At 38.2% G+C, this 15,209-nt stretch carries 11 protein-coding genes; 3 read left to right on the top strand and 8 right to left on the bottom strand.

Features of this window, described 5'->3' with window-relative positions; genetic code table 11:
• Positions 1-20 precede the first annotated feature (20 nt).
• Complete coding sequence (locus FFJ24_RS14150) at positions 21-767, bottom strand: RNA methyltransferase (RefSeq protein ID WP_138822153.1); 747 nt, start codon at positions 765-767, stop codon at positions 21-23.
• Here FFJ24_RS14150 and FFJ24_RS14145 point away from each other — a divergent pair.
• Complete coding sequence (locus FFJ24_RS14145; RefSeq protein ID WP_138822151.1) at positions 758-3,181, top strand: BamA/TamA family outer membrane protein; 2,424 nt, start codon at positions 758-760, stop codon at positions 3,179-3,181. The two genes, FFJ24_RS14150 and FFJ24_RS14145, sit on opposite strands and share 10 nt — an antisense overlap.
• Here the strand turns inward: FFJ24_RS14145 and FFJ24_RS14140 are convergent, their stop codons facing one another.
• From FFJ24_RS14140 to FFJ24_RS14110, 7 genes are all read right to left on the bottom strand, one after another.
• Complete coding sequence (locus FFJ24_RS14140; protein WP_138822149.1) at positions 3,182-3,748, bottom strand: 2'-5' RNA ligase family protein; 567 nt, start codon at positions 3,746-3,748, stop codon at positions 3,182-3,184.
• Positions 3,749-4,274: 526 nt separating this feature from the next.
• On the bottom strand, positions 4,275-4,805 hold the full coding sequence (locus FFJ24_RS14135; RefSeq protein WP_138822147.1) for a hypothetical protein: 531 nt from the start codon (positions 4,803-4,805) through the stop codon (positions 4,275-4,277).
• Entirely contained in the window at positions 4,802-7,099 is a 2,298-nt protein-coding gene (locus FFJ24_RS14130; RefSeq protein ID WP_246862619.1) for a patatin-like phospholipase family protein, read from the bottom strand. The genes FFJ24_RS14135 and FFJ24_RS14130 overlap by 4 nt, the downstream gene beginning before the upstream one ends.
• A 49-nt stretch (positions 7,100-7,148) precedes the next feature.
• On the bottom strand, positions 7,149-7,622 hold the full coding sequence (locus FFJ24_RS14125) for a TspO/MBR family protein (RefSeq protein ID WP_168202480.1): 474 nt from the start codon (positions 7,620-7,622) through the stop codon (positions 7,149-7,151).
• Between the two features lie 45 nt (positions 7,623-7,667).
• Positions 7,668-9,017 carry a M28 family metallopeptidase gene (locus tag FFJ24_RS14120; protein WP_138822143.1) on the bottom strand — a complete coding sequence of 450 codons (1,350 nt, stop codon included), beginning with the start codon at positions 9,015-9,017 and terminating at the stop codon, positions 7,668-7,670.
• Positions 9,018-9,165: 148 nt separating this feature from the next.
• Complete coding sequence (locus tag FFJ24_RS14115) at positions 9,166-9,786, bottom strand: insulinase family protein (RefSeq protein WP_138822141.1); 621 nt, start codon at positions 9,784-9,786, stop codon at positions 9,166-9,168.
• Positions 9,787-10,326: 540 nt separating this feature from the next.
• Positions 10,327-11,181: an alpha/beta fold hydrolase gene (locus tag FFJ24_RS14110; RefSeq protein ID WP_138822139.1), complete on the bottom strand. Its 855-nt coding sequence runs from the start codon at positions 11,179-11,181 to the stop codon at positions 10,327-10,329.
• A 307-nt stretch (positions 11,182-11,488) separates the two neighbouring features.
• On the opposite strand from FFJ24_RS14110, the gene FFJ24_RS14105 reads away from it, so the two are divergent.
• Together FFJ24_RS14105 and FFJ24_RS14100 are read left to right on the top strand one after the other, a co-directional pair.
• Complete coding sequence (locus FFJ24_RS14105; RefSeq protein WP_138822137.1) at positions 11,489-13,567, top strand: hypothetical protein; 2,079 nt, start codon at positions 11,489-11,491, stop codon at positions 13,565-13,567.
• 257 nt (positions 13,568-13,824) lie between these two features.
• Entirely contained in the window at positions 13,825-15,198 is a 1,374-nt protein-coding gene (locus FFJ24_RS14100) for a rhamnogalacturonan acetylesterase (protein WP_246862618.1), read from the top strand.
• Positions 15,199-15,209 lie beyond the last annotated feature (11 nt).

The raw sequence follows: 15,209 nt of genomic DNA, 5'->3' as shown, positions 1-15,209 counted from the left end.
CCTGCAAATAATATCTCAATTTAATTTCGAACTCGCACTAACTCAGCGCAAAAGATTGCGGCACTTACGGCTACGTTTAGCGATTCTGCTTCCCCGATTTTCGGAATGGTGACCGGTGTATTTATTTTTTTGATCACTTCTGCCGATATTCCTTTTCCTTCATTACCTAAAATTACCAATCCTTCAGTTCCCCATTGCGTTTTGTAAATCGATTCACCATCTAACAATGCACCAAATACGGGGATGGTATTCCTCCCTAATAATGCTGGTAAGTCTGCTTCATAAATATTTACCCTTGCCAAAGAGCCCATGGTGGCCTGCACTGTTTTTGGATTAAATACTTCTACGCAATCTACAGAGCAGATCATGTTTTTAAAACCAAACCAATCTGCCGTACGGATAATGGTACCCATATTGCCCGGATCCTGAACACCATCTAAAATCAAAGTGAACTGATTTTTTAGCGCTTTTAAATTTAATTCTTTGTTTTTAGGGATGTAGACGAGTGCTAAAAAGCCTTGTGGTGTTTGCAGCGTACTAATCTTGTCTAATTCAGCGTTCTTTACTTCAAATAAGTTTATATTTGCGGGTAATTTGGGTAACAAATTGTATTGTTCGCTGTTGTAAAATATAGTGTGGATCTGGTAGCTTGATTGGAAAAATTCTTGTATGGATTTTATACCTTCAACAATAAATAAACCATGTTCTTTACGATATTTTTTTTGATGTAACGATTTTATAAAACTAATCTGTGATTTTGAAAGCATACCAAAACTCAATAAATATTAAACTGAAAAGCACTGCAATATTACTATTTATTATTGTTTTAATTCAGGCCTGCTCGTCAACTAAGTATATTGCCGACTATCAATCGATAGTGAAAAAGGTAACTATTGATAGCGTTGATGCTAAGTTTGAAGAACAGGCTTATAATTATGTTCAGAAAGATATCAGGCCAGCTTCTAAGCTGAGTATTCAGGTGCCGTTATATAACCTTTTTAATACAAAAGATGGTCGGTATAAAACCAGTGATATTAAGCCTTTTGGTACACCTCCAGCCATTTTAGATAGCACATTGGTCGAAATTTCGAGAACCCAGATACAGAAATTTTTAAAAAGTAAGGGTTACCGCCAGGCGGAAGTAACTTCTGCCATAAAGATTGCGGATAAAAAGGCCGAAATTGTATTCAGTGCAAAACCGGGACCTGCTTATTTTATCGAGAAACTTTCTGATTCGATACCAAATCGAAATATTAAAAACCTTTATGAATCAAATAAGGCTAAAATAACCCATTTACATAAGGGAATGCAGTACGATGAAGACTCTTTAACGTATGAAAGGGAACAGATTTACCGCATTATGAAAGAAAACGGATATTTTTATTTCTTAAGGCCTTATGTTAATTTCGACGTTTATGGTGCAGAGCCTACTTCTAAAACCAATAAAATTGATCTGAACCTGAATGTAGCCAACCCTAATGATGGCGAACATAAGCAGTTCAATATTGGATATACCCACATGATTATTGCACCTAACCCTGATGGTTTTCCTGATTCGGTGCGTTATAAGCTGAGTAAAGACACGGTTAACGGCATTATATTTACGGATTTTTCCAAACGTTACCGCAGAAACCCGATTGTGAGGTATGATTTTCTGAAGCAGGGAGAACTTTACGATATCCGGAATGAAAACCTCACTTACGATCGGTTATATGAGCTCAATATCTTCAAAAATGTAAAGATCGATTATTTCAGAAGAGACAGTACCTCAAATAAAGTAAATGCCGTAATCCAGCTTATTCCGCAAAAGGTGATGACTAACCGTGTGGAAGGTGAGGTGCCGTTTAATGGAGGTACAGTAGGGTTTACGATCGGAAATACCTATACCAATAACAATATCTTCAGAGGAGCAGAACGATTTGAACTTCAGGTAAAAGGTGGTTTACAATCAAGAATTGGCAACGGCGCTAAACCCTTTAGTGATATTTATCAGCGCGATTTTTCAATCAGTTCGAGTATTACGGTGCCCAGATTAATGATTCCTTTCTACAACCCGGTTTTGGGTGGTAATGGAATGCCACACACCACTTTTTCAAGCAGTTATATTTATGCTTTGCAGAAAGATGTATCAGTAAGAAGAATCTTTATCAATTCGATTACTTACGATTGGTTTGAAACCAAATCTAAGTTACACTCATTTACCCCATTGAATTTCGAATACCGTTTTGGCTATTTAGACCCTAACGTTGATGCCCAAACCGTATTGAACAACCTTTATTACTCCACCTTATTAGGTCGTAAGGATTTAACACTGGGGATGAAGTATACCTATACCTTGAATGCAAATAAGTTAAATGAATACCGGTCTTTTGTTTATTTAAGGGCTGGAATGGATATTGCGGGTAATATGTTGCAGGGCATATCTAGCTTAATCGGCAAAAAAGGTGATCCGGCAAACAATGATCCTGCAAGAATATTGGGCTTGCCATTTAACCAGTATATGCGCCCGGAGGTTGACCTGAGGTGGTACAAACACTTGGGTGGGGAGCGGCAGTTTGTTGCCCGTTTAAACGCAGGGGTAGCTTATGCCTACGGAAATTCGGTGTTAACAGGTATTCCGTTTGAAAAGCAGTTTTTTGCCGGTGGATCGAGCGGAATAAGGGCCTGGCAGGCGAGAACCATCGGGCCTGGCAACTACGATAGAGGCATTTTAAGGAGTGATACACTGAGAAAGGCATTTTTTGGGCTTGATCAGCTTGGAACCATGCGGATCGAGACCAATTTTGAATACCGTTTTACTGTGGCCAAAAAGTTTTTTGGTGCCACATTAAAAGGCGCAGCCTTTGTTGATATTGGTAACGTATGGAATCTACGTAAAGGAGAATCAATTCTCGTTGCAACTCCGGCACTTGATGAACAAACCGTATTTAAATTAAGTAAATTTGCGCAACAGCTGGCTGTTGGAACGGGTTTAGGACTTAGATACGATGTGCAATATTTTGTATTTAGGTTTGATGTGGGTTTAAAGCTTAAAGATCCCCAGTTCACAGGGTCGGATCAATGGGTTATTAGTAAGTTTTTATCCGGAGCGAGAGATTTTAAAGATAGTTATAATGCTACACATGGGCCTGATACCTATCGTTTTATACAATACAATTTTGGTATTGGCATGCCGTTTTAATTAACCAAAAAGGCTTAAAACTTTGGGTTTTGAATCGGGGTTTTTAAAAGAGAATTCTTTGAAGGGTTGCCATCTTTTATCCGTGTGTTTGTAAACAGAAAAGGATGAAACCTGAAACGCTCGCTTAAATTTTCGGTCTTTAAAATCAGCTATAATTTGTTTGAAAACGGGTTTTATATCCCTAAAAGCTAAAGTTAAATGTGGATTGAATTTTTCTTTTTTCCCGATCAATTTCAAAGGTTGCAGGGCTTTGGTTATCTGTTTTTCCAGCAGCATTAATCCTTCATTTTGTTCAACATCGAGATAAAAGGTATGTTCTGGAAATGAATTGAAATTTTGGAGCACCTGTGTAAAGGGTTGATTAAAGGAGGCATCTGTTAAAGCTTTGAAAAAACGCTCTTCTGCATCATATCCCGAAAGTTTTACCGGAGGGTATAAGGTGATGTGTGCCGGACGTTTTAATGATTCGTGCACGTTAAATTTATCTGAAATGTAGGTTCTGATCTCGTTGATGTCTTCCACAATAGCAATGGGAGGGACGATACATACTAAATAAAGATTTTCCATAAAACAAATTTACTAAGAATTTTAGTATAACTGAAAATGATTATACTGATTATTGCTGTCTGCCGAGCGCATGTTTTTTTGTAAAGCAATTTCAGAAGCTTTTAGCTTACAGCAGTCCGCTCCCGCTTCTGCCGATGAAAAATCGGCATCCCGCTTCGATCGGGTTTGGGGGTAAAATGTGCTACTATTGGGGTAAAATAAACCCGACCGACAGCGTTACCCCGATTTTAGTGCCATTTAAATTTTGCGAAAGTTTATCGGGGTTAAGCAAAGGGCGGGATTGGCGGAACCGAAAAACCATAGGCCTTGCTTTTCTAAAAAATAGAAATTGCATTACATCTTCTTTGATAAACAATGAAGTTAATCGTTAAAAACGATTTGTTATTTTCACACTCGTTAGAAACGAGCGTGAGCATGAATTCCAATCGAACCAGAAAGATCCTGAAATAAATTCAGGATGACGATCGTTTATGCAATTGTTCTCTCTTACTGCCGTGGTCTGTGTCCTCACAGATCACTTTAGCGGTCAGACGAGGTTCTTCAACCCATCAAAAATACTTTCGAAAAAGGTAGATAGGTTTAGTCCGTTACTGTGGTTAAAATATACAAATACCAGAAACACAATCACCACAAATATGATGAGTTTGCGGAAGGCGAAGGCAATGATAATGAGTACTATGGGAATGATAAACAGCCACAAACTATTGATGGCGTAAGGACTTAAATCGGTATCTTTTTTATACACATACACGAGTTTGCTGTGCGTACCGGTATCGTTCTGGTGTTTGATGTAAACGAATGTAGATTTATCGATTGGCAGTGGCAGCACGGCAATGCCATCATTAAATTTTAAAATCTGGGTGAAACCGCTTACGCTGAAGGTGTAAGTTCCGTTTATATTCTCGTTGGGGTTATTTAACGAATCGGCTGCAATAATGGCTAGTTTATTGTTTTTAAGCAGGTTTTCTTTTACCAGAAAATTGTTGATTGCTGCATTTTGTGCAAAGCCGCAAAAGCCGATTAAACACAGTGATAACAAGAATAAGATTCGTTTCATTCGATAGAACGTTTATTGTAAATTAAATAACCGATATGCAATAATACACCATTTCTTTTAATAGCATCATTATATAAATTATAACTTAGACTAACCGGACCTAAAGGCGAGTGATAAACTAAACCTGCAGTAGCCGCATAGCGTATTTTTGTAATCGCCTTTGCGTAATCTACATCCTGGAAACTGTTCAGCTCAAACTCTTTGTGAGGCAAAAATAAATAACCTTCCAATCTAAAGTCTAGATTTTTTTTAACATTATAAATATTTTTTATTCCGCCGGCTGCGTAGGTGGTTGCCCTAAACTTATCCAGAAATAGCGAGCGGCTATCTTGCAGGGGGTAGAAGGCCGGAGCGGTTAAAAGTGTTGCGTAGTAGTTGCTAAATAAGGGCTGGTTCGAAATAACGCCTTCAATAATATAACCCAAAGTATATTTTTTAAGGTGTAAAAAATAGTTTTCCTGGGTGAGTTTAATGCTGCCCCAATGGTGCAAACGGCTAAGCTCCGGGGTTTTGATAAAACCCGGGGTATTGCGGAAAATATTACCGGGATCATAATTTTCGCGACCAGTGGTATAATTAAAACTTAAAGAAAAACTCTGTCCGTTTGTGGCATATTGTTTTCTGTTAAGCGAATTTTTTTCGAGGTTTAACGAACCTCTAAATCCATTAAAAACGGTTTCATCCAACACATCTCCAACACCAAAGGTATTGTTGGGGCTGTAATGATCACTATTATTGATAAAGGTAGAGTGAAGGACAATTTTCGTATTGTAATTTAAAGGCATGCCCATCATCAGATCAATTTTCCGGTCGGATTGCTCGATGTAGATAGGGCGTGGATTTTCGATAAAAATCTGGCTGGTATTATAATAATTCCAGTGGTTATAGGTTAGTTCGGCAGCGAGAAATAAGGGCAGCTTAGTTGGATAATCTACACGTCCGTTTACCTGAACTGATTCGTAAAAACGGCCTGAATAAAAGCTGGTTCCAAAGGTGTACGATTTCCTGTTGAGGTAATTGTATTGTGCCCCGAGGAAAACATTGCTGATTGGCCTGGTGGAGATATTCCCGCCCAAATCGAGTTTAAAGCTTTTTTTGGGTTGTGCAACCACCTCAAAAGTATAACTGTCTGTAGCAGCCTGATAAGAAATTTTAGGATACACCGTTTCAAAAGTCTGGTCGGCAACCAGCTTATAGTACCCACGTTTAATATCTTGCAGGTTAAAAGTTACCTTATCACTCTTAAAAAGCCTTTCTACATATTTTTTCTGCTGGCTGTTTACACCTGTTACGATGATATTGCTGAACTTAAGATCTGGTTTTTTTGCATTAAATTTTTTCCTTCTTTGTGCCAGTTCTTCATCGCTTACTCTTTTGCTGATTAACGCTTTAATTCTTGGCATATCGGCCATGGTTGCATCATATCCTTTTTTAATCAGCTCTTCTACAGGGGCAAAATTGGTAACGCTATAAGTAGCTAAATCGGGTTGAATGTATACACCATTTTTACCGATCATGGTAGAGTCTGATTTGGATAGAAACATGTATACCAGAAAGCGGTTCATTAAACGATCGTCGATGTTTTTAGGGTATTCATTATAAGTTTTAGAAGAAACATTGGCACCAATTACATAATCGGGCTTAAAATCTCTTTCCATTACATCGGCAGGGAAATTATTATAGAGTCCACCGTCAAAAACATATTTTCCATCCAGTTTAATAGGCCGGTAGATAATAGGCACGGTCATGGTTGCCCTTACCGCTTCTGCTAAACTTCCTTTGCTTACTGTTATGCTTTTTTGCGAAAGCACATCGGCCACCATACAGCGATAGGGAACAAAAAGATTGTCGAAATTGTCTTTAGAAACGGCAGAAGCCTGCGAAAAAAGCTCAAGAAAAGCAAAATTTAATGGAATATCATTAATCAGGTTAGAGCGGAAACTAAAATGAAAACCGGTATCAATAGCCACTTTTGCAGTAAGCATGGAGGCGTTTGGCGCATTTTTTTGGAAATAATAGGTGTAATCGCTGGTGTATCGTCCATTTACCCAATTCTGGAAGTCGTTGCTTAATGCAATTTTTTCTATCTGTGCGGGGCTATAACCTGCGGCATACATGGCGCCGACAATACCGCCCATTGATGTGCCTGTAATGTAATCAATAGGGATGTGGTTTTCTTCTAAAGCTTTTAACGTGCCAATGTGCGACAATCCTTTTGCACCACCTCCGCTAAATACAAGACCTACCTTTTGCGCCTGCAATTGGTTACAGCACAGAACGAAGAGGATCAGCAAAAATCTTTTAAAAGTTACCACTTTCTAAAAATAGGGTTTTCTTTTAAAATTAGTTCAACATGAAAATATTGTACGTTAAAAATGATGCAAAAGTTACCCAAAAAATGTAGGGGACGAATATTACACCCGCCCATTTGTTTATTTCATAGAACATAGCTGCATTGATGATAATGATAATTAACAGTAAAATAATTTCAGCCAGGGCAAAACCGATCTCGTGCAGATAAAAGAAAATAAATGACCAGCCTAAATTTAAAATTAACTGGATAAGGTAAATGGCAACTGTTCTGGGGAAATGGACGATTTTATCACGCTTTATCCATACCAGGTAGGCTGCAATACCAATAAGTATATAAAGTGTTGTCCAAACAGGTGCAAAAAGCCAGTTTGGTGGATTAAAGGATGGTTTATTTAATGTCGGATACCAGGTTTTAACTGATTGAGCGGTAGCCCATCCTCCTAAAGCACCAACACCCAGTGTAATGGCTATATTAATAATAAAAGCTAGTGGTTTAAATTTCATTGCGCCAAATTTGAGGTTAAACAATGGTAAATCCCAAATGTTTTATTACCTGCCAATGCCCGGTACTACCGGCAGGCTTTCAGTGTCGTCATTTCCGATACTTTGAACTGCAAATAAGTAATTGTCTTTACTGTAAGGCAATCTTAATCCAGTAGCTGAAGTGAAAAATTTCTTTTCCCAAAGGGCACTACTGGTTTCGCGCATTAAAACATAATAACCCTTTACTGTGCCATTAAGGGGTGCTTTCCAGTATAAAAAAGTAGAGTTGCTCAGATTTTTAACATCAACCTTTACTTCAGTTGGGCTGGAAGGTGCTTTAGCCAGATTGGCCAAAACTGCAATATTTACGCCTGTATTTTTACGTAAATATTCGAAATCCATAAATTCCTGAAGGTCGCCATACCTAATGCCTTTCTCTGTTCTAAGGTCCTGGTGCTGATGATCGAAATTTTCGTTCATTTCGGTGATGCGTACCGCTGTAAATCCATTTTCTACAAACGGAGTATGATCTCCGCCGCGCAGAAACCTGTCATTTCTGTAAATTAATTTAACTTCCAACTGATCTACATAACGCTCGCCTGTTTCTTTAACATATCGTGCTAACTGACGGCTTTTACCATCGTTCTCTAAACCAAACTGGCGGATAGATTTTGCATTTTTATCCAGCTCGAAACCTGGTAAACCCTCGCTAAATACACGGAGCCTGGTATTGTCTATGATTTGTGTTTCGCTACTGTTGTTGCTGCCAATCATATCATTGTTTAACATGGCATCTACATTCCAGTTTTCTTTTTTTGCTTTTGCGGCCATAAACCCAGAACCCAGTAAAGATTGTTCTTCACCACTTACGGCTACAAAAATGATGGTTGCAGGAAATTTATATTGACTCATAATCCTTGCAGCCTCAATTACGCCTGCAATACCACTACCATCATCGTTGGCGCCAGGTGCATCACTGTTTCTGTTCATGACATCGGTAACACGGCTATCGAGGTGCCCGCTCACCACATACACACGTTTGTCGTTTGCATCAGTGCCTTTTAGTATGGCTACGGCATTGCCTAAAAGTGTAGGCTGGTCTACTCTTTTGCCGTCAGGTTTAAATGTAATGGTATCCAGATATGCGGTAAGCCTGCCATCACTTTGCTTTGCAAATTGATTAAACTTATTTACCACCCAATTTCTGGCGGCGGCAATTCCTTTTGTTTTGCTTTTAATATCGCTAAGCGTATTTCTGGTTCCGAAAGAGACCATTTTACTGATATATGATTTTAGCGAATCCTGGTTTACATTCCTAACCATTTTATCAATATCCTGATTTCGGTTAACTACAATCTGAGCCTGAATAGATAAACTTATGGTAAAAAAAAGTAGGAGTGGGTAGATTTTTTTCATCTGTCGGTTTTGCGAAAATGATGATTTTATTTAAACGAATATATTAATGATTATTGGAATACGCATAGACAAAACCCAATTGCATGTAACATTTTGGGCATAAAAAAGCCCTCTGAACAGATCAAAGGGCTTAGATTTAATTTTAATATTACCTTGCCACAGTTGGTGCATGTTCTTGTGTTCGGTTCCAGTTGCCAAAAGCTTTTTTTGCTGAAGCTTTGGCTGTATTTAATTCAACATCACCTGCAATGGTTAAAAACGTTTTTTCCGGAGAAATCTGGCTGTAAAAGTTTTTAACATCATCCAGGCTTAATGCATTAATCGAATTTTCATTCACCGTTTGGTCATAATCGTAATCCTGTAGTCTTATGCTGGCGATTAATTTAGCTTTTGCGGTATCAAAAATTTTTTGATCGATTGTGGCGTTCCGGATCAAAGAAGCCATTTCAGTTAAATCTTTTTCGAGATTGGTGCTGGCTGTAGCTAATTTACCACTGTTATCTTTAAAGCTGATGTTCGCGTTTTTGCTCACATTTTCATTTAATACAGCATTTAAAAGCTCAACTACACCATCTTTTTTAGTATTAAATGATTTAGCATCCAAGGTAAAGCTGGAATAAGCCTTCGGTGACCTGTCGTTTTCAGAAATGATAATGTTCATACCATTTTTAAGTTTGTAGCCAACCGGCTCCTTCAAGGTTTGTGCTTTAGCGGTGTAAACCAATAGGATGGCAATGGCTGATAATGCAATTGTTTTAAATTTGTTCATTTTATTTTTTATGGATAATAAGGATTAAATTCTATTGAATAATGTTGAATAAATATAAGTCTGAATTGTTTTTTGGCCTGATGCATAGGTGCTAAAGAACAGAAGATCAGATATGAACGGGCTTATATACGTGACGAAAACGGGATCGGATTTCGGCAAATATATATTTTATTCATTTTGTTCATTATTTGTCCAGCTTGGATATTCCTGATGGCTATGCAAAATTTTATTTGTGACGTTAATCTGATAATAAGAATGATTTAATCTTTGAAAAAGATATTGTCCGGCACATTTTTGTAGATTGATCCAGATTTAATGTTGATATTGGATTCCAGCGAAGGTTTAGGTGAAAAATGCCGCTACCATTTAATGATTGAATGACCAAATGTACGTCTGCAATCGATTGAGGATGATTGGCTGACCCCAGATCAATACCAGGTATCTGATAGAATTGATTGCGATGATCCTGCGAAAAGTTAGAAAAGAAGCACAGGCGTTTTTGATCAATAACCTGTATTTTTCTTTGTTACCATGTTTTAACTAATGATGGGTGAAATTTTCTGGCGCATACAGATGATCTGATGCTGATTTTGAACTCACGTCTTCTATAAAGTTTTTTATTTCCCTTATTGTTTCTTCTGGTTCGCTAATGTGCGGAAAGTGACCGGTGGCTTTCATCACAACCAGAAAATTGTCTGGCGTATTATCATGAATAAATTCTCCAACCGATAATGGAACCATGGCATCGTTAGTACATTGCAAGGTAAGACTTGGTACTTCGAGGTTTTTTAATTTGTCTCTGTAATCGGCTTTAAAGGTGGCCATTGCAAAGGCAAGGGCCACACTTGGCTCTGTCGCCTCAAAACATTCCTGTAAAAAATCAGACAGTTCGGGTTTAGAAGGGCTGTCCATTACCACTGGTGCCAATTGTTTGCTCCAGGCTACATAATCACTGGCGATATGTTCAAAAATGGTTTCAATATCTCCTGTATTAAATCCTCCGATATAGTGATGATCGTTTAAATACCTTGGCGAAGGACCAATAAAAACAAGTTTTTTAAATACTTCCGGCATCTGTAATGCGGCAATCATGCCAATCATACTGCTAACCGAGTGTCCAACAAATATAATGTTCTTCAGATCAAGTGCTTCTATAATTTCAATTACATCGCAGGCATATCCTTCAAGAGTGGCATATTTCCGTTGCTCGTATTGGCTTAGGTCTGAATCGCCCGATCCTACATAATCAAATAAGATTACTTTATAGTCTTTCAGAAAAGCATCTGTAATAAATTTCCAGGAACTTTGCGCACAGCCAAAGCCATGTGCAAATACAATAACCTGGCTACCTTCGCCAAGGATATTTACATTATTTCTGAGCAGTATAGGATGCAAAATGTTTGGTTTTAAAATTTATAATTAAGTTAAACAATGTAACGGTTTTTTTATAAAAAAATAAAAAATGAACAAAACGCACCACTGTAACCCGTGAACAGACATTCGACTTCCATTTTAATGTTCTTAATTTCTTAATGGTCAAATGTTTGTTGGATTTTTATTATTACGAAGTTTAGGGGGCTAAGGTTTTGGAAATGGAAAATTAAAATGTTTATGATAATGAAACTTCATTGTAAAATTATATACTTTACTCATAATCATTATCTTGCATGTTATCTGCTAACCGAAAAAGCCAATATCCCCGATGAAAAAGTCAGTTCCAGTTTTTTTTATTATCTGTGTGTTCTTTCTGAATGCATCTGCTCAGGTTAATTTAAAGGGTGTTAAACCTAATGGAGCAACTGTTTCCGCCAGGCAAAAGGAACTGGTTGTTAGCTGGCCTGTTGGCAATAGCGCCATTGGTAAAATGGTTCTTGATCTGGAAAATGGGAGACCACTGTTCAGCAGTTTGCAGATGGGTAAACCAGGCGACTTAAAAGAAGTAGCTGCTCATCTCGATCCTGCGTTTGTGTTGAGAATAGGTAAACGTACCTTAAGTCCAAACAGTGGAGGCTGGGATGTTTTTTTCGATCGTGTTCCAACCAGGCCATATACCACAAATGTAGTAAAGTTTGCTAAGGGAGCTACGAGTGTTTTTACAAAGGGTGCACAAACTGTAGTGCGAATAAATGGAGTGCAATGCGAAACATTTAGCGGCGCTTTGGAAATAACGTGCTATAATGGAAGCCCTTTGTTTAATGTAGCAGCTGTAGTATCTACTCCAAAAGATTCAACAGCTATTTTGTACGATGCTGGATTGATAAGCAAAAAAGAGACCTGGTCTAGTGTAGCCTGGTCTGATGTAAAGGGAAATCTTCAGCGGGAAAAGGCAGCTAAAGCAGATCCAGGTAAAAATTTGGAAGTAAAATACCGTACCGTTATCGGCGAAAGTAAAAGTGGAAGTTTGGCTGTTTTTCCTGCCCCACATCAATATTTTTATCCCCTGGATGAAGCTTTTAACCTTAAATTTACCTGGAAAGGGAGCAACTACCTAAATCTGATTCCCGATTTTGGTATTGGCATCCGTCAGGATCCTTTAGGAGATAAACGTTATGTACCATGGTTTAATGCACCTCCCAATACCCGGCAGCGCCTTAATTTTTTCTGTTTGTTAAGCACAGGGAAAGCACACGCAGCTTTGGCAGAAGTTAAAAAGTTTACGCATAATGATACTTATGTGCCCTTGGCGGGTTATAAAACAATGGCCAGCCATTTCCACAATGAGTTTATTTCTGATGTGGTGCTGAGCGGAAAAGCCATTCCTGAAAAACCGGAATTTGTTGACGTATTAAAAAAAGCAGGTTTAAATATTGTTAAGCTTGCTGAATTTCATGGGCTAGGACATCCAAAAGGACCAGATTCTGTTCGTTTAAAAGAATTAGATGCCTTGTTTAAACAAACCAAAAGGTTATCTGATCCTAATTTTTTACTGTTACCGGGAGAAGAAGCCAATAATTTTTATGGCGGGCATTGGCTGGCATTTTTTCCTAAACCAGTTTATTGGATGATGTCGAGAAAAAGCGATCTGCCTTTCGAAACCGACGATCCAAAATACGGGAAGGTTTATCGCGTTAACGACAAGGCTGAAATGTTAAAATTATTGGAAAAGGAGCAAGGCCTGGCGTGGACAGCCCATGCCCGAACAAAGGCCTCAACCGGTTATCCTGATAAATATAAAGAAGAAGACTTTTTTAAATCAGAGACTTTTATGGGGGCCGCCTGGAAAGCGATTCCCGGCGATCTTTCTTTGCCAACTTTAAGTAAAAGAGTATTGAACTTAATGGACGATATAGCCAATTGGGGGCTGAAAAAACATATCATTTCTGAGGCAGACATCTTTACCATAACTAGGCAAAATGAAATGTATGCACATTTAAACGTGAATTATTTACAGATGGATAAGTTACCAAACTATGCAGATGGCTGGAAGCCTGTTTTAGATGTAATCCGCGAAGGCAAATTTTTTGTTTCTACGGGAGAGGTATTGATTCCGAAATTTAACATTAATGGAAAAGGTGCAGGGGAAACACTAAAAATTGATAATAATGGTAAAGCAAAGATAAATATGCAACTCAACTGGACATTCCCCTTAAGTTTTGTTGAAATTGTATCGGGTGACGGGTCAAAGGTCTATCGTAACCGTATTAATTTAAACACTACCCAGGCTTTTGGGAAAAAAGATTACAGTTGGGCAACCAATTTAAAAGGCCGTAAGTGGGTAAGGGTAGAAGCCTGGGACATAGCAACAAATGGTGCTTTTACACAAATGGTTTGGTTGGAATAAAGTTTTTTAATGACCATAAATGGCATCCTTTACACGGAAAACTAATTGATCAAGCTTTTATAGTTAGCCACCAGATCAACCGATAGACTTGTTTTTTGACCTTAGCGAGAAGATATTTTTTAAATAAAGAGTACCCGGATTCTAAAATCATCTGTTCATTATCGTTTGAAATGGAAATTGTTTTTATATCTTCGTAAGATAATCGTCTTTACGACGTTTAATTAGCCAGATTTCAATTTTATGAGAAAACGGTGTGAATGTATAAAACCATTTTGCCAGATCTTGCAGCAAAACCAAACGATATGAGCATTCAAAAGTTTATTAAACCATTTATTTTCCTTGGTTTAATGGTCAATCTATCACAGGCGCAGGAAAAAAACAGTTACCAATTAGATTTCGGACCTGGAAAGGTTGTTAAAGGTTATACACAAGTTTTACCTAATGATGCTTACAGTAAAGAAAAAGGCTTTGGTTTTGATTTTGATTCGAAAGTTGAAGGTATAAATTATGACGGGAAGAATCTTTTAACTTCAGATTTGGTTAAGAGCAGTAAACCATTTTATTTTTCGGTTTCGGTGCCTGAAGGGAATTACAAAATCAAGGTGACACTTGGCGATCCGAAGGCGGAAATGTTAACTACGGTAAAAGCAGAATCGAGAAGGTTGATGCTCGAAAATGTAAAAACCACGGCAGGACAATCGCTAACCAAAACATTTATTGTAAATGTTAAAGATAGACATATTGCTGGAGAGCAAGCGGTTTCACTAAAACCACGCGAACTTACCAAGCTTGATTGGGATGATAAACTGACTTTAGAATTTGACCATCAAACCGCCTTACAGGCACTCGAAATTACGAGAGTTGAGGATCAGATTACGGTTTTCCTGGCAGGGAATTCAACAGTTGTGGACCAGGATGATGAACCTTGGGCATCGTGGGGGCAAATGATCCCGCGGTTTTTTAAACCAGGGGTTGCCATTGCCAATCATGCTGAATCGGGCTTAACATTAGGTTCGTTTTTGGGGAGCAAGCGTTTAGCGAAGATTTTAAGTATAATGAAACCTGGCGATTACCTTTTTATTGAATTTGGACATAATGATCAAAAAGATAAAGGACCAGGCGATGGTGCGTATCAATCGTATACTGAAAGATCAAAAACATTTATTTCGGAAGTAAAGAAAAAAGGTGGAATTCCGGTTGTGGTTACCTCAACGAGCAGAAGATCTTTTGGGGCAGCCGGAAAAATTGTAAATTCTCTTGGCGATTTTCCTGACGCAGCACGGAAGGTCGCTGGCGAAGAGAAAGTGGCTTTAATTGACCTGAATGCTATGACATCAACTTTGTTTAATGCATTAGGGGAAGGGCCCTCAAAAAAGGCGTTTGTCCATTATCCGGCCAACAGTTATCCTGACCAGGATAAAGCATTGGCTGATAACACGCATTTTAACCCTTATGGTGCTTATGAAATTGCACAGTGTATAATCTTGGGCATTAAAGAACAGCAATTGGGTATTGCTAAATATCTGGTAGATGATTTACCAAAATTCGATCCCACAAAACCAGACGATCCTGCAAACTGGCACTGGCCAGAGAGCCCTAAAAGTAGTGTAGTTAAGCCAGATGGAAATTAGAATAACATATT

It is taken from the genome of Pedobacter sp. KBS0701, from assembly GCF_005938645.2.
Lineage (GTDB): Bacteria > Bacteroidota > Bacteroidia > Sphingobacteriales > Sphingobacteriaceae > Pedobacter.
The sequence above is the reverse complement of the archived record's forward strand: the minus strand, read 5'-3'. Positions and strand labels throughout refer to the sequence as shown.